Source organism: Aliibacillus thermotolerans (assembly GCF_027853235.1).
Lineage (GTDB): Bacteria > Bacillota > Bacilli > Bacillales > Marinococcaceae > Aliibacillus > Aliibacillus thermotolerans.
Map to the genome: position 1 here is coordinate 1 of NZ_WKJG01000083.1, position 21,073 is coordinate 21,073.

Sequence of the window (21,073 nt, forward strand, 5' to 3'; positions counted from 1 at the left end):
GGGTTCGTTGTACCCGAATTAACGCCTGTGGAGTGTTATACCAAACGAGAGTAGCTTCGGCAAAATCGGACACGTTGAAGCAGGAAATAAACAAAACTTTAGAGTTTTATAGAGTTTTGGCAACGGATCGGACCACTTGGCAAAATGTATAAATTTTCTACTTCCGTTGTTAATGTACATTCTTCGAGTCTCTTTTGATGCGTAAGAATATTTGTAAGACCGCGGTTATTGGTCTGTTTGAAAATATAGTGAACGGTCGGTTTTCGTAAATCCGTATCCATCAGGAGAACTTTATTTCCTTGTTGTGCCATCACTACAGCAAGGTTCCCCACCGTGGTGGAGAAGATTCGCCTTCTTGCGCTACACTAATCTGCTTGTTCAATTGATTGTGGGTTCTATCTAACCCCATTTCATCAATGACTTGATTGAGTATGTAAGGGCTTTTCATAATGACATTATACGTATCGATATATTTTGAGTCTGTATCAAATCCTGCGGCTTGAAGTGCAGATGCTGCTCCTGTTGCCTGCTGGCTCACCAGTACTTGCGTTGAACTTTTATAAACCGGTGTCAATACGTAATAACTCACTAAACCACTTGCCGCTACAAAAACAGCAGTAATTAATACAATCATAACAATACGCTTTTTTAACGTATCAATGATTTCCCTAAGACTAATCGTTTCTTCGCATAGTACAGCAACCTCCGAACACAGTATTGTTTTAAAGCAAACTATTTGGATTATATCATAGAATTTTGTATGGATGTGTAAAAAATTCTTTTAATTATATCATGATATATCAAAATTTTTTCATTATTTGATATTTGAATGAGAAGAAGGAATGAAATATATATTTTAGGAATAAAGATATATATATTAGAAGGCAACAAAAGCTTCATCTATGAGGGAATTGATCAATAAAAACCATTCTCAAAAATAGCCCATTTGTACCTCATAATCCTTTAAGATGTGCAGCTTAAAGTGCATTTTTCTCAAGGAGCGTTATCTATTGTTTCAATGACTCGTTTCTTTGCGACAGTCTACGCTAAACTTAGCTTTTCGCCCTCAACATATGTACGTTTTTAGACACAAAAAACCCCCTAGACGTTTTTAAGCGCCTAGAGGGCTGAGTATATTGTATGTATTTTTGCATTTCACCGTTTTATTTGCGCACTTTTTTACTCATATCACTTTGTTGCTACCAATAAGGAACCGCTGCAACCCGAGTCACATCACAATGATGTATGGCGGAGGAAGAGGGATTTGAACCCTCGCGACGTTTAAAAAACGTCCTAGCGGTTTTCGAGACCGCCCCCTTCAGCCGGACTTGGGTATTCCTCCATATCATGTCTAGCCAAAATAAAAAAGCACGTGGTTGACATGCTTTTGTAACATGGTGGACCCTGTAGGACTCGAACCTACGACCGGACGGTTATGAGCCGTCTGCTCTAACCAACTGAGCTAAGGGTCCTTATGATAGGTTTAGATTTTCAAATTTATGTTGCATGAACGATTTTAGTAAGGTCTGTCCCTTCCTCTGATAGCTTTTGCTTCGGAGCTGGGTCCGTCGGGACAACTCGTAGTGATTTCGACGATGGTTTGCTCGTTGCTCTAACCAACTGAGTGAAGGGCCTTATGATAGGTTTATTAGATTTTCAAATTTATGTTGCATGAACGATTTTAGTAAGGTCTGTCCCTTCCTCTGATAGCTTTTGCTTCGGAGCTGGGTCCGTCGGGACAACTCGTAGTAATTTCGACGATGGTTTGCTCGTTGCTCTAACCAACTGAGTGAAGGGGCCTTATGATAGGTTTAGATTTTCAAATTTATGTTGCATGAACGATTTTAGTAAGGTCTGTCCCTTCCTCTGATAGCTTTTGCTTCGAAGCTGGGTCCGTCGGGACAACTCGTAGTGATTTCGACGATGGTTTGCTCGTTGCTCTAACCAACTGAGTGAAGGGTCCTTATGATAGGTTTAGGTTTTCAAATTTATGTTGCATGAACGATTTTAGTAAGGTCTGTCCCTTCCTCTGATAGCTTTTGCTTCGGAGCTGGGTCCGTCGGGACAACTCGTAGTGATTTCGACGATGGTTTGCTCGTTGCTCTAACCAACTGAGTGAAGGGCCTTATGATAGGTTTATTAGATTTTCAAATTTATGTTGCATGAACGATTTTAGTAAGGTCTGTCCCTTCCTCTGATAGCTTTTGCTTCGGAGCTGGGTCCGTCGGGACAACTCGTAGTGATTTCGACGATGGTTTGCTCGTTGCTCTAACCAACTGAGTGAAGGGTCCTTATGATAGGTTTAGATTTTCAAATTTATGTTGCATGAACGATTTTAGTAAGGTCTGTCCCTTCCTCTGATAGCTTTTGCTTCGGAGCTAGGTCCGTCGGGACAACTCGTTGACTATTCTTTGGTGTAGCGCTCGTTGCTTTCAATCAAATGAGGATGATATTTAATGGGGCGGTTGATGGGAATCGAACCCACGAATGCCGGAGCCACAATCCGGTGCGTTAACCACTTCGCCACAACCGCCATATCCACATTGGTAGCGGCGGAGGGGATCGAACCCCCGACCTCACGGGTATGAACCGTACGCTCTAGCCAGCTGAGCTACGCCGCCAAATGGCTCCACAGGCAGGATTCGAACCTGCGACCAATCGGTTAACAGCCGATTGCTCTACCACTGAGCTACTGTGGAATATATCTCTGAACGACAATGAATATACTACCATGTTTGGTCACATTCGTCAAGAATTTTTAAAATGTTTTTTTGAAGGAGCTGTCCAAAAAGTCATGATTGGTGACTTTTTGGACATTTTTTGTGACCGCTTCATCAAAAATTGCTTCTGGAAACGCCTCTTGGCCGAATAGGCATGTTTCCAACACCAAATTGTTGATGGAAGTAAGTCATGGATAGTCATGCCATCGTTTCATCAAAGTATTGTTTGTGGAAGCAACCCATGGATGGGTCATGCCATCATTTCATATAAAAATAGCTAATTGAAGCAGGCCATGAATGGCTTATAACACTGTTTCATTCAAAAATAGCTAATGGAAGCAAGTCATGGATGACTCATAACACTGTTTCATTCAAAAATGTCTGATGAAAGCAAGTCATGGATCGCTCATGCCACCGTTTCATTCAAAAATGTCTGATGAAAGCAAGTCATGGATCGCTCATGCCACCGTTTCATTCAAAAATGTCTGATGAAAGCAAGTCATGGATCGCTCATGCCACCGTTTCATTCAAAAATAGTTTGTGGAAACAAGCTATGAATGGATCATGGCACCGTTTCAATCCAAACACCATTGTGAAAGCAATCCATGCACGATGTATGGCACCGTTTCAGCGCTAAATGATTGTTGAAAGGAACGCTCGATTTATTTATCAGGACTTATTAGACAGCCTCCCCTTAAATGTATTCGTCAAGAACTGCGTAAGCGATATTTACCGAATGATCTCCAATTCTTTCTAAGTTACTCACGATGTCTACGAATACAATTCCTGCCGAGCCAGAACACAACCCTTCATTCAAGCGTAGAATATGTTGTTTTCTTAATTTCCGTTCCATCTTATCAATTTCTTCTTCTTTTCTAACCACTTTTTCCGCTTCATTCATATCGTCATTTTCTAACGAAACAATCGCATTTTGCAATGTCGAAATCGTTAAATCAAACATTTCTTTCAAGTCTTTATATGCTTCATCAGAAAGCACAACTTTATTCGCTAATTGATAATCTACTAATTCTACAATGTTCTCCATATGGTCACCGACTCGTTCAATATCCCGGGCAGTATCCATTAAGACAGAATGCATGCGGGAATTATCATCTGATAACGAACGTTCAGAAATTTGCACGAGATAGTCAGTGATTTTTTTATCTAAATTATTAATTGCTTCTTCATACTGAAATGTTAATTCCGCATGTCGTTTATGGTTTGTCATTAAATATTGTTCTGCTTCAATTAACCCTTTTTCGGCAAATTCAGCCATTCGTAATGTTTCAGATTTCGCTTGTCCTAGCGCAATGGATGGGGAGCGTTGAATAAAGCTGACATCTAAATGTTTTGCTTTGAATTCAATTTCGGTATCTTGACCTGGGATTAATTTCGTGACGATCCATGCCAACACACCGATAAACGGCAATTGAATAATTGTGTTAGATACGTTAAAAATCCCGTGGGCAAAGGCAAGCGTCATCGGCCTGTTTAAATCGAGCCACGTTTGAATGTTCTCTATGAGTCCAGTATAAGGCACAATGAAAATAATCACAATCGTCGCACCAATGAGATTAAACATAACGTGAGTTAACGCTGCTCTTTTTGCTGCTATGGAAGATCCTAATGCTGCGATGACCGCTGTTATCGTCGTTCCAATATTATCACCAAACAACACCGGTAAAGCTGCACCCAACGTGACTGCGCCTTGAGCATACAATTCTTGTAGTAGTCCAATTGCAGCAGAAGAACTTTGGATAATAGCAGTAAAGATGGCCCCAATGACAACCCCAAACAGCGGATTATCGCTCATATTGATCGTTAAATCTCGAAATGCACTGGAATCACGAAGAGGCGCTACTCCATCCCCCATGAGAGATAGTCCGAAAAACAGTGCACCTAATCCAAAGAACACTTGTCCGACATTATTCACTTTCTTGTTTTTGAAAAAGAAAATGAAAAACGTTCCTATAAAAATGATCGGAAGGGCGTATTCTTCAATTTTAATTCCAATAATAAAAGCAGTAACAGTCGTTCCAATATTTGCTCCCATGATGACGCCAATCGCTTGCTTTAAGGTCATAAATCCTGCATTCACTAGCCCTACGGTAAGGACTGTCGTTCCCGTACTTGATTGGATTAATGCGCTCACTAAAACTCCAGTAAGTACTCCCAATAAGGGATTGCTCGTATATTTATCTAATAAATCCCTTAAACGATCTCCCGCGATTTTTTGTAAACCATCTCCTAAAAACTTAATGCCGAATAAAAATATTCCTATTCCGCCGAAAAACGTGAAAAGAATCGTCTGAAGATCCAAATTGTTTCATCCCTTCAGTGTATGTATTTCTCTGCTTTCGACAAACCTCTTCCATCGTACGTTGAGATTGTTGAGATTTTGTATCATTTATGTAAAGATTTTGTTAAGAATGTTAATATTGCTTCATCGCTTTCTTGTTTCTTCTTTCTCATGTAAAATATGGGAGATAGAAGGAGGTACTTCATGAATATATTTGTTGCGTTTTTCAAAAGTTTATATTCCCCTACATATATCGGTCGATTTCGTTTTTTAGGTATTGGTAAAACCATTGGTTATGTATTTTTCCTCATGTTGATTGTCAGTATTCCTGCAAGTGTTATTGTTACGCAGACTGTGATATCTACAACCAATCTGGTAAAAGATGCCCTTGCGCTCAATCTTCCTGATTTCACCATTCAAAATGGAAAATTACAGTCCGAAGAAGAAGAGCCGCTTTTCTTTCAGAAAGACAATTCTCGTGTCATCTTTGACTCCACTGGTGAAATAACGATCTCTGATCTAAAAGAAGATGAAGAAGTATTTGCTTTACTACAGGAAGATATTTACATCGCAAGCCATAATGAAACTTACACATTTAGATATGATCAAGCAGGTAACATCGCGCTCACAAAAGATGAAATCAGTCAGTTTATTGATTCAGCTACACAACTACTACCCATTTTTATCCCGGTTTATTTAATTATTTTCTATATTTTTTCTACAGGGTTAAAATTTGTCGGAATTACTTTTCTATCTCTAATCGGATATTTAATGAAAAGAAGCGCTCCTATTTCTCTTACGTATCGACATATATGGATATTGTCTGCATACACTGTCACTCTTCCCACCGTTCTATCGATGATCATCGATATTTTACGTATCCCATTCCTTACTGCAGCCAATTTCTTTTTATATTGGCTGATTGCCATTACAATGCTTTTTGTCGTATATAAAAAGTTGCCAACTCCTAAACGGAAAAGCCCACAAGTTGAAAAATAAAAAAGAGGAGTCATCCATTGAGTTCCTCTTTTTCTTTTTGATTCATTTTTTTAATGAGAATTCTTGTGCCATCTACGGATATGACTTCCACTTCTTCATTTGGCTCAATCCACTGCGCCCCACTTGTTGCGCTATATTGCTTCCCATCAATAACTACCGTACCAGTGGGACGAAAAGGAGTCAATGTTTTTCCTTTTTTACCTACTAATCCAGTATACGTTTCATTCAAAGAATTGAAACCTTCTTCTCCCGTTAATCGGTCCCGCAACGTAATTTTTGACCAAAGATTCCTTCTTGGAAACACTTTTAAAAAGAGTGAAGAAGCAAATAATCCAATCACAAAACCAAAGATAACGAGTAAACCATAGGTAAAACCCGGAACCGGAACCGCTAAACCGAAGCTCATTAAAACGGCCCCCAATATCGCAATCGTACCATCACTAATCACTTTTCCATCTAAAATAATGAGTCCAAGTCCAACAATGTAAAGTAATATAATCCACAGACCAGAGATGGAGTCAATGTGATAAGAGAAAAACAGGCTCATTAATAAGATCCCTAAAATAGCAAAAATACCTTTTGCTTTAACGAGTAACTCGCCAACTAAAAAAACGGTTCCTAAAAACACAACAAGAAATCCGATACTCGCGTAATCTAACCACGCCATATGATCAAGCTCCTTTCACCAAAATCCCTCTCTCCCCTTACTATTATTTTAACGCTTTCTCCCCTATTTTCACACAAAAAAAAGCCGGGGTCACCTGCGTCCACAAAATATCTTTAAAAATTTTGGACGTCCCAGCTTTTGAAGCAGTGCTTTTATTGACAAGAAAAGGCTAGCATAACTCGGTTCTTCTAGACATCTTTTCAGTGAAAATCAAATCGTAGCGTAAAATTCGGTACATTCACTTCTTGAAGCATCCCAAAGCCAGTTCTCAAGTCCAACGATTAAGCATTCTCACTTTCACCTTCAAACCATCCTTTGATGGATTCAATCAATTCATTTAAAAAATCAAGCACGCGTTGGATCAAAGATTGAGTTTCTTCTCTATTTAAATAGTCGCCTAAGTTATCTCGAATTTGTGTAATTTGATTTTGCACTTGATCCCAATCAATATTCAAATCTTTCATTCGGTTAAATAAAGAAACCAGTCCATTGAGTTCTTCTTCCGTTAATTCAATGCCCAATTCCCGAGCGATTCGCTGTATTAAATCGCGAATGTCTTCTTCTGATTCAATTGGTTCGTCTCCAATTTCTTCTTTAATGCGAGTGACTAATTCGGTTGCTTCTTCCGTTCCGATTCGCTCTCCTAATTCAGAAGTTTTTACCATTTCTTCATTCGCTATTTTTTTCTGTTCTTCCGGAATGATAATGTCGTTTTGAACTTCATACGCTTTAATTAAACCGGTTAACGCGGCTGTCCCGGATACTGGAAAAGGAGCGGTTACATACACGTCCGCATCTTCCACCCCTGCTGTCACAAGCGTATTGGCATACATGCCTTCAGTTACTTTCGTGATGTTATTTGTTTGGACATGAATTCCTTCTCCCTCACTTAATGCGGTGATTTTTGATGATGAGAGAGCGTTTGTTCCAATATCTGCTCGACTCATAAAATCCCCTAAATATTCGTGTTCTTCACTATTAGAAACCGTAATAATATGATCCTGTTCCGTCGCACTCATTTCTTCTAATAATTGACTTCTTTGCTCGCTGCTTAAATCTTCCCCTAGCGTCACAATGGACTCTCCTTCAATTGCATCAGCAAAGATTATGGAAGGCATATGTAACACCATGCACAGTGCCGTCATACATGCAATGAATGTTTTCCAACGATTCATTTCTCTCACTCCTTTAAAGGAACATTTCATCATGAATTTATATTTTCTTCATATTCATTATTATAACGATTAAGTGTTTAGTAAAGGATGAAAAATAATGAAAAAGTTTTTCATAATAATGGGCATTGTGATTTTAGGTCTCTCCGTCTATTTTGATTTGACAGAAGGTACATTAACAAATGAAAGTACACCAACAAATGGACAAGCACCACGTGAAGAAGCACCATCCCCTGACCAACCTGTGCAAGAGGTAATTGTAGAACCTGGTCAAACCGTGTTATCTATCGTAGAGCAATTGCACGAAGGACCAGTTCCTGTTTCTATAGAACAAATCGCAGAAGATTTTCAAAAACTAAACGATGGAACAGCCCCAGAGGCAATTGAAGTAGATCAATCGTACTACTTTCCAATTTACGAACCGTCTCTATTTCAATGATTCTCATTGTAGCATCCCTTCTTTCAAGATGGAAACATGGCGCTTTAGGGTCGAGAGAACAGCATAGGCTTGCTTGCCAAATGAATCCCATCGCTGATACAATAGTAATGTTAAGTCAGCTAATTTTATACACATAAAGGGGCGACTGGATCGAGATGCAAATCACCCATCGTACAGAAACTAGGCCGGTGAAAGTTGGGGACCTAGTCATCGGAGGAAATAATGAAGTCGTAGTACAAAGTATGACGACAACTAAAACAGAAGACGTGGAAGCAACCGTTCAACAAATATTACGTTTAGAAGAAGCAGGTTGTCAAATCGTGCGCGTTGCTTGTCCAAACATGAAAGCAGCGAACGCGATTCCTGAAATAAAAAAACGCATTCATATTCCACTTGTAGTCGATATTCATTTTGATTATCGTCTCGCTTTAAAAGCAATTGAAGGTGGAGCAGATAAAATTCGCATTAACCCAGGAAATATTGGAACGCAAGAAAAAGTGGAAGCCGTCGTCAAAGCAGCGAAAGAGAAAAATATTCCTATTCGTATTGGCGTTAATGCTGGTTCGCTTGAAAAACGCATTTTGGAAAAATACGGATACCCAACAGCAGATGGCATGGTGGAAAGTGCCCTTCACCATATAAAAATCTTAGAAGATCTTGACTTTTATGATATCATCGTATCGATGAAAGCATCAGATATTAACTTAGCAATTGAAGCGTACGAAAAAGCTGCCGAATCCTTTTCCTATCCGCTTCATTTAGGAATTACCGAATCCGGTACTCAATTTGCAGGTACGATTAAAAGTGCCGCAGGTCTTGGGGTTTTATTAAATAAAGGTATCGGTAACACAATTCGTATTTCTTTAAGTGCAGACCCGACAGAAGAAGTGAAAGTAGCCCGAGAATTGTTAAAATCCTTTGGTCTTGCTTCGAATGCGGCGACACTCATTTCTTGCCCAACGTGTGGCCGAATTGAAATTGATCTTATTAAAATTGCCAATGAAGTAGAAGAATATATTTCCAAGATTCAAGCACCGATTAAAGTGGCCGTACTTGGATGTGCCGTAAACGGTCCAGGGGAAGCAAGAGAAGCGGATATTGGGATTGCTGGTGCAAAAGGAGAAGGATTACTATTTCGACACGGTGAAATCATTCGCAAAGTTCCGGAAGAAACAATGGTAGAAGAACTGAAAAAAGAAATCGATGCGATTGCAGAAGAATATAAACAAGAAAAAGCCAAACAAGTTTAAAAAAGCTGTTCCGAATGCACGGAACAGCTTTTTACAGAACGGGCTAATAAAACGGTGCAAAGAAAAGCGTCATCAAGATCGAAAAAGCCCCGATACCTATCGACCAATACCCGCTCATTCGCGCTTCTCTTCTTACTGCTAAAATACCGAGAATGATTCCCGCTGCACCCATAATATACGGAAGGAAGAACAAGGAACTGATACTTAAAATAATAGCAACAATTCCTAATCCGCGACCAACAGAGAGATCGTTCATCTCTTCTGTTTCATTTTGTTCTCTATCTTCCTCTTTTTCAATATTTTGGCGGTTAGCCATTCCCGGAGAAGCGATTTCAGAAGCGGTTTCTATTGTAAAATCCGTCTCGTCCATTTCACTTCGGGACTTTTCCGTTGTTTCATCTTGATCGCTTTCATGACGGTCTCTGTACTCATCCATCTTGCTGCCCCTCCCTGCCCTTCTTTAGTGAAGAACGAGCATTTATTATATTCTCCGACATCACCTTTTTTCACTCTGGCAATATCAAGTAATAAGAAAAGAGGGACACACTTATGGTTGACAAACGTAACACAATCCATAAATTTCAAATTTATGATCAATAATTTGAAACTCTCCATTTGTTTGAGGAGATAACATATCCATCGGACAAGCTTCAATTTGTTTTGTTTTTCCACACTCTACACAAATGACGTGATGGTGATGCTTCGAAGTAGCACAGCGGTATCGGTACCATCGCTCTCCATCTAATTCCGTTTCCTCTAAAATATTCATATCAACAAACAAAGATACATTTCGGTACACTGTATCAAAACTGACGCGTGGATACGTTTGTTGTAGTTTTATCAGCGCTTCTTTAGCAGTTAAATACCTTTTTTCATTGGCAAAAATTTTCACAAGTTGTTCCCTTTTACCCGTTGTTTTGTACCCTTCTTTTTTTAACGTATCCATCGCTTGTTCAACGTTCATGATGATCCCTCCTGTTTTCGATGCATTAAAGACGGAAGCAAAAGAAACAATAAAAGAAGTAACACAGACATCACGACAATCATTCCTCCTGGGGCAATCGAATAATGGTAAGAAAAATACACCCCGCTCATGACCGCTACTTCCCCTAATATTACGCTCCATACAAGCAGTTGCCGAAAGCTTCGTGCCACTTTTAGCGAAGCAGCAACCGGAAGCGAAATAAGCGCTCCGACTAGCAAGATGCCAACAACTTTCATCGACATGGAAATGACGAGGGCAACAAGGATCGAAAACAAAAAATTCATTCCTTTTGTCGATACACCGGACACTTTCGCAAATTCTTCATCAAAAGAAACAATGATTAATTCTTTTTGAAAAAAATAAAAAATGAGTAATACAATAAAAGCTGTTATCATAATAAAACGAAGATCTGACGGACTAACGGAAATAATGCTTCCAAACAAATAATCATACCATTCATTATAACCAGCAGTGGATATGCTCATCAACACCGCACTCAGTCCAATCCCTGCGGATAATATCATCGGTGCAGCTAAGTCTTGAAAATGGTGAAAAGTTTGTCTTAACTTTTCTATCAATAAGGAACCGACAAGAGCAAATCCAAAACCGATATATAATGGATTCATCGGTATGGTCTCCATCACTTGTGCTAGTAACACACCGGCTGAGACCCCTGTTAACGTGACGTGAGACAAAGATTCTGAAACCACCGATGATCTGCGCACAAATAACATTGCTCCCACTAATGGGGCAATGACACCAACGATCATTGCTGCTACAATCCCTCGTTCGATAAAAGATAAGGACAGTTCAAACATTTACATCTCTTCCTTCTTAGAGCGGTAGACACGAACAGGTAAACCTAATAATTTTCTGCCACTTAATAAAACGATGAACAGAAGTAACGATAACACAACAATCGTTCCACCCGGGGCAATGTGAAAAGAAAAGGCAGCCCACATCCCGAACACGACGGCAAGTTCTCCAAATATAATGGCATATGCAAACATTTGTTTAAAACTTCTAGCAAATTGTAATGCAGTCGCTACAGGTAAAATCATTAACGAAGAAACGAGTAAAATACCGACTATTCGCATCGAGATAGAAATCACTAGTGCGGTCATGACAATAAATAATAATTGGGAAAAATTGCTTCTTATTCCACTCACTCGTGCTTGTTCTTCATCAAAAGATAAAAACAATATTTCTTTATAAAACAACATTAATAAGCCCATCACGATGACGGTCACAAAAAAAACGGTCCACACGTCTTCTTTCGTCACCGCAATCATGCTTCCAAATAAATATTGAAACAAGTCATTATTAAATCCATCTGCCAAAGACAAAAACACAACGCCTAATCCGATTCCTGAAGATAATACAACGGGAATGGCAAATTCTTTAAAAGAATGAAAGATGTGCCGTAATTTTTCCAAAAGTACTGCTCCAATGACCGAAAAACTCATTCCCATCCAAAGTGGATGAAGTTGGAGGAAAAAAGAAAAATGCTGGGTAAGAAATAAATGACATGCAATTCCAGTTAACGTTAGATGCGAAAGTGTATCGGCAATTAACGATAATTTTCTCACTACGATAAACACGCCTAGCATTGGAGCTAAAAAGCCAATCAATCCACCGACCAAAAATGCATGCTGAAGAAATTCATACTTCAAGAGCGCCTCAATCACGTGTGAAATCCCCCATGCTCATGAGTGACTAATTGAACGTCATGTTTGTACACAGAAGACAGGTCACTCGTTTCGAAATCTTGGGCAGTTCCGTGGAAATGCAACGTTTTATTTAAGCAGAGCACATCGGTAACATAGCGTGTCATCACCCCAATATCATGGGTGACTAACAATAAAGTAATGTTTTTTTCTTGATTTAATTTCAGTAACAATTGATAAAATTTTTTTACCGAGGCTGCATCCACACCAACGGTTGGTTCGTCCAATATGAGAAATTCCGGTTCGCTTACAAGCGCTCTAGCAATAAATACCCGTTGTTGTTGTCCTCCTGATAATTCACCAATGGGACGCTTTTTAAAAGGAAGCATTCCGACCGTATTTAATGCTTCATCAATTTTTTCTTTTTCCCCTTTCCGCAAAAAACGAAATAGCCCCATCTTCCCATATAAACCCATCGCAACAACTTCAAAAACCGTCGCCGGAAAGCCACTATTAAAGCTGTTTGCTTTTTGAGAAACATAACCAATTTTTGACCATTGTTTAAATTTTTCCAGGGGAGTACCGAATAAATAAATTTCTCCTCTTTCCCGACGATTTAATAAGCCAAGGATAAGTTTAATTAAGGTAGACTTTCCCGAGCCATTTGGTCCGACAAGTCCAGTAAACGATCCCTTTTTGATGACGAATGCAATGTTTTCAAGGACTGGTTGACCATGATATTGAAAAAAAACATCTTTCACACGGACCACTTCATCAATACAATCGTTTTCTTTCAATCTGAGAACTCCTTTACTAATTAAGAATGATTACGATTTATAATTTTTAGTATACGGAATATGTATTACAAATTCAATTGTTTATCACAAAAGAAAAAAGCAACCCAATGAAGGATGCTTTATCTAATAGAGATTGTTCGAATATTTCGTTCTATTACAATCGATTACTTTGATTCTTCTTCAAACAACGGAAATCGTAATGTAATGGTTGTCCCTTTTCCAACTGTACTGTCAATTTGGAAAGTTCCGTCATGGTCGTCCATAATTTTTTTACATAGTGGAATGCCAATGCCTGTCCCTTTTTCTTTCGTCGTGTAAAAAGGCTTTTCAATTTCCTCAAGTACATCTTCCGGTATTCCAGACCCGTTGTCGCTTAATTCAATCACAATGGTATCTCCTTCTTGATAACTTTGTAAAGAAAAAATATTTCTTCTTCTTCCCTCTGGAAACGCTTCAATTGAATTGCGCAATGCATTTAAAATAATTTGCTTGAACGATGATTCGTTTACTTCTAATTGTCCTGTGATTGGTTCTACTCTCGATTGAAAATGAACACCTTGCATTAAACATTCAGAGCGAATGATATCGATCACACTGTTTAACAAATATTTCGGTGTCATGATTTCTTTTTTCATTTTTTTACGGGCGACAGACAAAAAATTGTCAATGATTTCATTCATCCGATCTGTTTCTGATAAAATCGTCTGCGCATATTTATCAAAACTATCGGTTAACATCGATAATTGTAAAAACCCTTTAATGACAGACAAAGGATTTCGTAATTCATGGGCAACCCCCGCCGATAAATAAGACACAGACTTCATTTGATCTTGATAAGCGAGCAAATTGGCATATTTTTTTTCATAAGAAAAATCATAAATCATCAGTAATATCAGGTTATTATTTCTCAAAAATATTCCTTTGACCAAATAATGATCGCTATTTTCATTCGTAATATTAATTTCCAACGTTCTCTTTTTTCTGAATACCTCTCGCACTAAGGAAGGAATGTTCGCAAAACTCTCCCCTTGAAAAACTTTATGCAGAAGAATGTCTTTTGTTGCTCTTTTTTCAAGGTAATGTTGCTCAAATGATGGGTTGGAATAAATAATTTCTAACTGATCGTTAATGAGCACAGACGGATGTTCAAATTGGGAAATTGCTTCTCTTATTTCTTTTGTGTAGGGACACTCATGCAAGTAACCGCTTAATAAAATATATTTGTCTTTTTCTTTCCCCCGATAATGAACGTGCCATTCATTCCCTTGTACTTCATGGATTAAATAGCAACCGATTATCCCTTTCATACTTTTTATTTGGCTAATAAAACGATACGTTTCATGAACAAAACTCGCTGGAACTGTATGGAAAAAAGACCCTGCAAAAATCCCGATCTCTTCCGCGACGTCGTTAGCAGCAATGATATTCCCTTTTTTATCCAATACCAATTCAATGGATGATTGTAATTGCTGAAAATCTTCTTGAAAATTGAGAGTGCTTAGCGTGGTTAATGATTCCGGCATACAACCCCTCCTCTACGAACAATCTCACGAAAATACCATCTCTCCATTACATGTATGTGTCATTTTTTAACTTATGTTCATTTTCGAGAACCGACTACAATTATACTAAAAATCATGAAAAAACCCAATTCATGACTCCCTATGCACGTATTCATTTATTTTCCATATGATACATCGGTAGGATGAAATATCAGTTTACAAAGGAGAGATCTCTGTGAATGAATGGAAAGAACAATGGATTAAATATAAAATTTCCCAACTTCATCCAAAAGATCTCATCCATTATGGCGCGATGTATGGTCTTTCCGTTTCTTATCAAGAGGCGGCGCAAATTCTTCAGCTCGTCCAACAGTCAAATTGGTCACTCAATGATAAACAGTCATTACAGACATTGTTGCAACAAGCAAAGCAAATTGTATCTCCCCAAGCATATCAAGTGTTAAAGGAACTATACGACGAATATTTATCATAGGTAATCAAAACCGCCCTTGTGAAAGAAGGCGGTTTTGTAACATCTACGTTGTAATATAATTATAGAGCGAGAAGCGTATCTTTCATCGTCTCGTTAAAAGTTTTGGACTGAAGCATATCAATCTCGTGTTTATACGGTGGTTTTTTATTTTTCTTGTCTGTTCCAACATACGGTGTTTCCAAAATTTTTGGTATGTCAGTAAATGACGGGTGATGAACGATATAGTTTAACGCTTCAAAGCCAATATGACCGAAACCAATGTTTTCATGACGGTCTTTTCTCGCACCTCGTTCATTTTTACTATCATTAATGTGAAGGACTTTTAAACGCTCCATACCAATGATACGATCAAACTCTTCCAATACTTCATCAAATTGATTGACAATATCATAACCGGCGTCGTGGGTGTGGCACGTATCAAAACATACCGTTAATTTGTCATTATGGGTCACCCCATCGATAATACGAGCTAATTCTTCAAACGTACGTCCACATTCAGAACCTTTCCCTGCCATTGTTTCTAAAGCAATTTGGACATTTTGCTCCGGTTGAATGACTTCATTGAGACCTTCAATTATTTTTTTAATCGCCGCATCTACACCAGCTCCAACGTGAGCACCCGGGTGAAGAACAATTTGCTTTGCCCCTAATGCTTCTGCTCTTTCAATTTCTGACTGTAAAAATTGCACCCCCAATTTGAATGTTTCGGGTTTTTTCGTGTTGCCGATATTTATAATATACGGCGCATGGACCACAACTTCCTTTATTCCATTCTCTTTCATATGCTGTTGTCCTGCTTCGATATTTAGTTCTTCAATCGGTTTTCTGCGGGTGTTTTGTGGTGCACCAGTATAAACCATCATTGCCGTTGCACCATAAGAAGTCGCCTCTTCACTAGATGCAAGCAACATCTTTTTTCCACTCATTGATACATGCGAACCTAATAACATTCCATTTCCCCCATTATATTCTTTTTCTTTTTTTGTTTTTTATTGAAAAATTTCTTTTCTTCAATGGATGCTTCATTGACATAAGCTCTCCATCTTTCCAATCAAGAAATTGAAAAGTTGTACCTTTTTTCTCTAGTTTTTGTAACTTGTCATACTCTGTTTTTTCCACTAACGTATAAGCTTCTCCTGTTTCTCCTGCTCTTGCGGTTCTCCCAACTCGATGGATATAGTATTCCAAATGTGTCGGCAAGGAATGGTTGATGACATGCGTAACTCCTGGAATATCCATTCCCCTTGCCGCCAAGTCCGTCGCTACTAAATATTGTAACTGAAGTTTCTCCAATTTTCGCATCACTTGTTTTCGTCTTCTTGGTGGTAAGCCGCCGTGCAGTACGTCTGCCTCCAAACCAGCTGCTAACAATTGAGTAACGACTTCATCCGCTTCTTCTTTCGTGTTCGTAAATATTAAAGCAAGGTATGGCCGAATATGTTGTGCTAATCGAACGGTTAATTCCGTCCTGTCGCGATATTTTAACGGGATGATGTAGTGAACAATCGATTCATTTACTGTTTTTTTCTTATTTACTTGCACAAAGCGAGGATTGTCCAAATATTTGCGTAAAAAAGGCTCTAATTTTTCTGGAATCGTTGCTGAAAAAACAGCCATTTGAAGGCCTTCCGGTATTCTCCCGAGGACAGGGTCTAGCACTTCTAAAAAACCGAGTTCCAACATTTGATCCGCTTCATCAATCACGAACGTTTTCGTATGTCGAAGATCAATGCTTTGATTGTCGCTCAAATCTTTTAAACGTCCAGGCGTGGCAATGAGAATGTGGGGCGGTCGTTCCAGCTGTTCAATCATTTTTTTACGATCCGTACCACCAGTGACTACTTTTACACGAAGTTGATCATTCTCGGCATAAGAGAGAAAGGTCCGAAATACTTGGTAAATTTGTTGAGCTAACTCTCTCGTTGGAAGCGATACGACTGCCTGAATCGCGGGCAAATCTTGTTTTATATTCGTAATAATTGGAAGAGCATAGGCAAGTGTTTTTCCAGATCCAGTTTGTGATTGACCAACCACATCTTTTCCCTTTAACATCGAAGGAAAGACCCGCGCTTGTATTTCCGTGGGGGTTTTTATATGTTGATCTCTAAGGGCATTGATTAAAAAAGAGGGGAAGCCAAAGCTTTCAAAAGCTTTCATTCCCATCACCACCTTTCTTTTTCCAGAGTGGGCCATGTAATTACCGATATTCTCATGCACGTCTCGGCAATTGCCATCATATTTTATCATAAACGTGACAAAAACACAGCTTTTATAGATATAGAGAGGGTGTTCATCATGAACCGTCCACCTTTTTTTATGTATCCACCCATGCCACCTCCTCCACCGCCCTTTCCTATGCAAACACCGGGATATGTTGGAAAAAGTGGAGGAATACTGTCTTCTCTCTTTCCGTCGGGGGCTTCTTCCGGCCAGTCATTGTCTACTGTCATACCAACAATTCAAAAAGTACTCAACACAGCTCAAACAGTAACACCAATGGTGAAACAATACTATCCCCTAGTAAAACAACTGCCAATGCTTTGGAAGATGCTGTCCGCCGCATCGAAAAGTAACGACGCAAACGAAGAGGGGCAAGAAGCAATTTCTACGGAAGAGAAAACAGATGTCAAAAACAAGGAGATAACAAACAACATTAGCGAACAGGAAGAAAAAAAAGTGACAAATCAACTTTATTCCTCTTATCATGCCTTTGCCCCACCACCAAAATTATACATTTAACATTTCCCGTCATTCTAGATACTTCTGCAAGTGATCCCCATGACAACAGAGACTGTCCCAAAAAGTCACCGTTTGGGACAGCCTCAAATCAATTAGTGTGGGGACATGTGATAGCACAAACAGCGTGTTGCCCAAAACATATAAGCTTTCACTACGTGGACGCTTGCGATCCATGTTTTAGGGCACAAACCGATTTGAAACCCCACGTTATTGTGAGGTGACACTGCAGCAATGCTTCTGGAACAAAGTGAAGGAACTCTTTTGGACAACCTCTTTTACATTTCTTTTCATAGCTAGTATAATGGCGGTAGTTCAGAAAATTTCACTGAACCGAAGTTAGATCCGGGGAGAAGGAGGACGTTATGGAAGTAATTAAGATTTCCCCAAGAGGCTATTGTTACGGAGTCGTAGATGCAATGGTGCTGGCAAAACATGCTGCAAACGACCCTACCTTACCACGGCCTATTTATATTTTGGGAATGATTGTTCACAACCAGCACGTAACTGAAGCATTTAAAGAAGAAGGAATTATTTCTCTAGATGGTCCGAACCGGCTAGAGATTTTAAAGAAAGTAGATAAAGGAACTGTCATTTTCACCGCCCACGGAGTGTCTCCGGAAGTTCGAAAACTTGCCAAAGAAAAAGGATTGACGACCGTAGACGCAACATGTCCGGACGTAACCCGTACTCATGATTTGATTAAAGAAAAAACAAAAGCAGGATATGAAATTATTTATATCGGTAAAAAAGGGCATCCGGAACCAGAAGGAGCCATTGGTGTCGCACCGGATCACGTTCATCTCGTTGAATCCGTTCAAGACATTGAAAAATTAAATATAATCAGTGATAAAATTACGATCACAAACCAAACGACAATGAGCCAATGGGACGTGGCTGACATTATGGAAGCGGCATTAAAAAAATTTCCGCAAGCGGAAACACATAAAGAAATCTGCATGGCAACCCAAGTTCGTCAAGAAGCGGTCGCAGAACAGGCAAAAGAGGCGGATTTATTACTTGTTGTCGGCGACCCAAAAAGTAATAATTCCAACCGACTCGCACAAGTCTCCGAAGATGTTGCCAAAACTCCTGCACACCGTATTGCGGATATTTCCGAATTAAAACTGGAATGGTTAGAAAATGTAGAAAAAGTTGCTGTCACTGCTGGTGCATCTACGCCAACTCCGATTACAAAAGAAGTAATCAAGTTCTTGGAACAATATGATAAAAATGATCCTTCTACTTGGAAAACAGAAAAACAAGTGGAAAACTCCAAAATTTTACCGAAAGTTAAAACGAAATAAATGAGTATCAAAAAGAAACACGGCTCGCATCCAACCGTGTTTCTTTTGAGTTAACGGGCGAATATATGTTTGTTGTCTCGCACTATCCGGGATAAAATGTCCCAATATGTTTCACATATGACCATGCCAAAGTAATTGGGCTTACATACAAATAAAAGGTTCCGTGGACACTTCGGATGCAATCACCGTTGGCGCATTCGGTTTCGATGAAAGTCGTTTCTCCAGTTCTTTTTGAACCCCTTCTTTCATCACTTTCTCCATATGATGACCAGGGTCTATCATATTTAAGCCTTCCATTTGAGCATCGTGAGCGACGTGATAATAGATATCTCCGGTCACGTATACGTCAGCTCCTGCTCGCTGTGCATAAGACCAATATTTATTTCCATCTCCACCAAGGATCGCCACTGTTTTAATCATTCGATCATTGGCACGAACCGTTCGTACAAACGGCACTTGAAGGGATTTTTTCACATGTTCTGCGAAAGCTTCAAGCGTCATTTCTTCTCGCAACTCTCCGATACGACCGAGACCGACTTTCTCTCCTTCTAAATCAAGAGGATACAAATCAAACGCTGGTTCCTCGTAAGGATGTACATCAACAAGCGTCTTCGTTACCTTTTTTACGAGTGGTTCTGGCACCACCGTCTCGATTCTTTTTTCCTGAGCAAACTCCATTTTTCCTTGTTTTCCTAAATATGGGTTGGTTCCTTCTCCTGGAATAAATGTTCCAACTCCTTCACTGGCGAACGTGCAATGACTATACCCGCCGATAAAACCGGCTCCAGCATCCCCTAATGCTTGTCTTACTTCTTCTACATGTCCCTCTGGAACAAAGGCTACTAATTTTTTTAAAGGTATTTCATCCGTTGGAACGAGAACTTTTGTGTTCTCTACACCGAGAGATGAAGCGAGCATGTCGTTCACTCCACCTTTTGCAATATCTAAATTTGTGTGCGCGGCGTAAACGGTGATGTTATTTTTAATACATTTTTCAATAATCGGTCCTTGTCCTTCCGTCACATCTAATTGTTTTATCGGGCGAAATAAGATCGGGTGATGAGCGATAATTAAATCTACGTCTTTTTCAATCGCTTCATCTACCACCGATTCCAGCACATCTAACGCAATCATGACTTTCTTTACAGGTTTATTTAATGTACCGACCATTAACCCAACTCGGTCACCTTCCACCGCCAAAGAGCGAGGCGCCCATTTTTCGAATTCTTCAATAATCCATTGTCCACTAGCCGGTTTCATCGTTTAAAACCTCCTTTAATAATCCTAACTTTTTTTCATAATGCGCCTTTCGATTGACGTTTTCAACTGATTCCGTCGCCTCGTGCAACTGCGCTAAAATTTGTTCCCATTTTTGTTGTTCACTACGCCATTTTTTCTTAAAAAGGGAAGATCGTTCTTTCATGAGCCATGGTCCAAAAAGAAAACCAGCTTCTACATCAACTCCGTTTACGCGATAAGGATATTGAGCATCTCCTCGTTTTGCCGTCAAAATTTCGTATATTCTTTCATCTTCTTCTACGAGGTGTTCATTCATTAATTGCCATCCATGTTCAAATAACCATTGTCGGACGATAGCCGAGCCAACATTCGGTTGCAAAACGAACCGTTCTACTTTTGCTCGTTCTTGTGCTTCTACCCCTTGTTGTAAAATATCAGTAATAAGTGCACCTCCCATTCCGGCAATCACAACTACATCGACGGTTTCTCCTTCTTCTAACACGGAGAATCCGTTCCCCATTCTCGTCTGAATCCGTGTGGTGAGGTTTGCTTTTGCAATATTTTCCCTTGCGCGGGTTAACGGACCTTCATTGATATCCGCTGCAATCGCTTGCTTTATTTTCCCGCTTTGCACCAAATGGATGGGCAAGTATCCATGATCTGTTCCGATATCAAGTAATGAATGGGCTTGTTTAATTTCATTTGCTATCGTTAACAATCTTTTTGACAACGAATTTTTCTTCATCGTGGAAATCCTCTCTTTTTTCGTCGCGGGAATGGAAATAAGAAGGAGGGACATAT

The 21,073-nt window shown here is 39.4% G+C and carries 22 protein-coding genes and 5 tRNA genes; 7 read left to right on the forward strand and 20 right to left on the reverse strand.

The genetic code is table 11. The features are described 5' to 3' along the window. Positions 1 to 98 precede the first annotated feature (98 nt). From GJS40_RS12000 to GJS40_RS12030, 7 genes are all read right to left on the reverse strand, one after another. Positions 99 to 311, reverse strand: a complete 213-nt coding sequence (locus GJS40_RS12000) for an AAA family ATPase (protein WP_333723931.1) — start codon at positions 309 to 311, stop codon at positions 99 to 101. Between the two features lie 2 nt (positions 312 to 313). Then, entirely contained in the window at positions 314 to 766 is a 453-nt protein-coding gene (locus GJS40_RS12005; RefSeq protein ID WP_333723940.1) for a YveK family protein, read from the reverse strand. A gap of 480 nt (positions 767 to 1,246) precedes the next feature. Further along, a tRNA-Ser gene (locus GJS40_RS12010) sits at positions 1,247 to 1,342 on the reverse strand. Positions 1,343 to 1,395: 53 nt separating this feature from the next. Then, a tRNA-Ile gene (locus tag GJS40_RS12015) sits at positions 1,396 to 1,472 on the reverse strand. A gap of 985 nt (positions 1,473 to 2,457) precedes the next feature. Then, positions 2,458 to 2,533, reverse strand: a tRNA-His gene (locus GJS40_RS12020). Positions 2,534 to 2,544: 11 nt separating this feature from the next. After that, positions 2,545 to 2,621 (reverse strand) — tRNA-Met (locus tag GJS40_RS12025). Positions 2,622 to 2,624: 3 nt separating this feature from the next. After that, positions 2,625 to 2,699: transfer RNA gene (locus tag GJS40_RS12030), tRNA-Asn, on the reverse strand. A 418-nt stretch (positions 2,700 to 3,117) separates the two neighbouring features. Here GJS40_RS12030 and GJS40_RS12035 point away from each other — a divergent pair. Continuing rightward, on the forward strand, positions 3,118 to 3,357 hold the full coding sequence (locus GJS40_RS12035) for a hypothetical protein (protein WP_270898097.1): 240 nt from the start codon (positions 3,118 to 3,120) through the stop codon (positions 3,355 to 3,357). Positions 3,358 to 3,414: 57 nt separating this feature from the next. Here GJS40_RS12035 and GJS40_RS12040 read toward each other — a convergent pair whose 3' ends face one another. Further along, positions 3,415 to 5,040 (reverse strand): Na/Pi cotransporter family protein, encoded by a 1,626-nt coding sequence (locus GJS40_RS12040; RefSeq protein ID WP_270898098.1) that lies wholly within the window; start codon positions 5,038 to 5,040, stop codon positions 3,415 to 3,417. 183 nt (positions 5,041 to 5,223) lie between these two features. Between GJS40_RS12040 and GJS40_RS12045 the strand changes: the two genes are divergently transcribed. After that, on the forward strand, positions 5,224 to 6,018 hold the full coding sequence (locus tag GJS40_RS12045; RefSeq protein ID WP_270898099.1) for a DUF1189 domain-containing protein: 795 nt from the start codon (positions 5,224 to 5,226) through the stop codon (positions 6,016 to 6,018). 10 nt (positions 6,019 to 6,028) lie between these two features. Here the strand turns inward: GJS40_RS12045 and GJS40_RS12050 are convergent, their stop codons facing one another. After that, complete coding sequence (locus GJS40_RS12050) at positions 6,029 to 6,685, reverse strand: NfeD family protein (RefSeq protein ID WP_270898100.1); 657 nt, start codon at positions 6,683 to 6,685, stop codon at positions 6,029 to 6,031. A 281-nt stretch (positions 6,686 to 6,966) separates the two neighbouring features. After that, entirely contained in the window at positions 6,967 to 7,860 is an 894-nt protein-coding gene (locus GJS40_RS12055) for a DUF1002 domain-containing protein (RefSeq protein ID WP_270898101.1), read from the reverse strand. Between the two features lie 97 nt (positions 7,861 to 7,957). On the opposite strand from GJS40_RS12055, the gene GJS40_RS12060 reads away from it, so the two are divergent. Then, positions 7,958 to 8,296 (forward strand): hypothetical protein, encoded by a 339-nt coding sequence (locus GJS40_RS12060; RefSeq protein ID WP_270898102.1) that lies wholly within the window; start codon positions 7,958 to 7,960, stop codon positions 8,294 to 8,296. Between the two features lie 155 nt (positions 8,297 to 8,451). After that, complete coding sequence (gene ispG / locus GJS40_RS12065; protein ID WP_270898103.1) at positions 8,452 to 9,546, forward strand: flavodoxin-dependent (E)-4-hydroxy-3-methylbut-2-enyl-diphosphate synthase; 1,095 nt, start codon at positions 8,452 to 8,454, stop codon at positions 9,544 to 9,546. Positions 9,547 to 9,589: 43 nt separating this feature from the next. Here the strand turns inward: ispG and GJS40_RS12070 are convergent, their stop codons facing one another. The 6 genes from GJS40_RS12070 to GJS40_RS12095 form a co-directional block, all read right to left on the reverse strand. After that, a complete protein-coding gene (locus GJS40_RS12070) occupies positions 9,590 to 9,982 on the reverse strand; it encodes a DUF308 domain-containing protein (RefSeq protein WP_270898104.1) in 393 nt (130 codons plus the stop codon). Between the two features lie 111 nt (positions 9,983 to 10,093). Then, entirely contained in the window at positions 10,094 to 10,510 is a 417-nt protein-coding gene (locus GJS40_RS12075) for a Fur family transcriptional regulator (RefSeq protein WP_270898105.1), read from the reverse strand. Further along, positions 10,507 to 11,349 (reverse strand): metal ABC transporter permease, encoded by an 843-nt coding sequence (locus tag GJS40_RS12080; RefSeq protein WP_270898106.1) that lies wholly within the window; start codon positions 11,347 to 11,349, stop codon positions 10,507 to 10,509. The genes GJS40_RS12075 and GJS40_RS12080 overlap by 4 nt, the downstream gene beginning before the upstream one ends. Next, positions 11,350 to 12,219, reverse strand: coding sequence for a metal ABC transporter permease (locus tag GJS40_RS12085; protein WP_270898107.1), 870 nt, complete (start codon positions 12,217 to 12,219; stop codon positions 11,350 to 11,352). Further along, positions 12,216 to 12,977 carry a metal ABC transporter ATP-binding protein gene (locus tag GJS40_RS12090; protein ID WP_270898232.1) on the reverse strand — a complete coding sequence of 254 codons (762 nt, stop codon included), beginning with the start codon at positions 12,975 to 12,977 and terminating at the stop codon, positions 12,216 to 12,218. The genes GJS40_RS12085 and GJS40_RS12090 overlap by 4 nt, the downstream gene beginning before the upstream one ends. A 182-nt stretch (positions 12,978 to 13,159) precedes the next feature. Beyond that, the gene (locus GJS40_RS12095) at positions 13,160 to 14,518 is read right to left on the reverse strand and encodes a two-component system sensor histidine kinase NtrB (protein ID WP_270898108.1); all 1,359 of its coding nucleotides are present in this window, start codon (positions 14,516 to 14,518) and stop codon (positions 13,160 to 13,162) included. A gap of 214 nt (positions 14,519 to 14,732) precedes the next feature. Between GJS40_RS12095 and GJS40_RS12100 the strand changes: the two genes are divergently transcribed. Beyond that, entirely contained in the window at positions 14,733 to 14,990 is a 258-nt protein-coding gene (locus GJS40_RS12100; RefSeq protein WP_270898109.1) for a DUF2624 family protein, read from the forward strand. Positions 14,991 to 15,049: 59 nt separating this feature from the next. On the opposite strand, the gene GJS40_RS12105 is transcribed toward GJS40_RS12100, so the two are convergent. After that, a complete protein-coding gene (locus GJS40_RS12105; protein ID WP_270898110.1) occupies positions 15,050 to 15,940 on the reverse strand; it encodes a deoxyribonuclease IV in 891 nt (296 codons plus the stop codon). A 13-nt stretch (positions 15,941 to 15,953) separates the two neighbouring features. Next, a complete protein-coding gene (locus GJS40_RS12110; RefSeq protein WP_270898111.1) occupies positions 15,954 to 17,147 on the reverse strand; it encodes a DEAD/DEAH box helicase in 1,194 nt (397 codons plus the stop codon). A 138-nt stretch (positions 17,148 to 17,285) separates the two neighbouring features. Between GJS40_RS12110 and vrrA the strand changes: the two genes are divergently transcribed. Beyond that, a complete protein-coding gene (vrrA, locus tag GJS40_RS12115) occupies positions 17,286 to 17,729 on the forward strand; it encodes a VrrA/YqfQ family protein (RefSeq protein ID WP_270898112.1) in 444 nt (147 codons plus the stop codon). A gap of 362 nt (positions 17,730 to 18,091) precedes the next feature. Next, positions 18,092 to 19,033, forward strand: coding sequence for a 4-hydroxy-3-methylbut-2-enyl diphosphate reductase (locus GJS40_RS12120; RefSeq protein WP_270898113.1), 942 nt, complete (start codon positions 18,092 to 18,094; stop codon positions 19,031 to 19,033). Positions 19,034 to 19,174: 141 nt separating this feature from the next. Here GJS40_RS12120 and GJS40_RS12125 read toward each other — a convergent pair whose 3' ends face one another. After that, complete coding sequence (locus tag GJS40_RS12125; RefSeq protein WP_270898114.1) at positions 19,175 to 20,293, reverse strand: Nif3-like dinuclear metal center hexameric protein; 1,119 nt, start codon at positions 20,291 to 20,293, stop codon at positions 19,175 to 19,177. Continuing rightward, positions 20,280 to 21,017, reverse strand: a complete 738-nt coding sequence (locus GJS40_RS12130; protein ID WP_270898115.1) for a tRNA (adenine(22)-N(1))-methyltransferase — start codon at positions 21,015 to 21,017, stop codon at positions 20,280 to 20,282. Before GJS40_RS12130 ends, GJS40_RS12125 begins: the two co-directional genes overlap by 14 nt. Positions 21,018 to 21,073 lie beyond the last annotated feature (56 nt).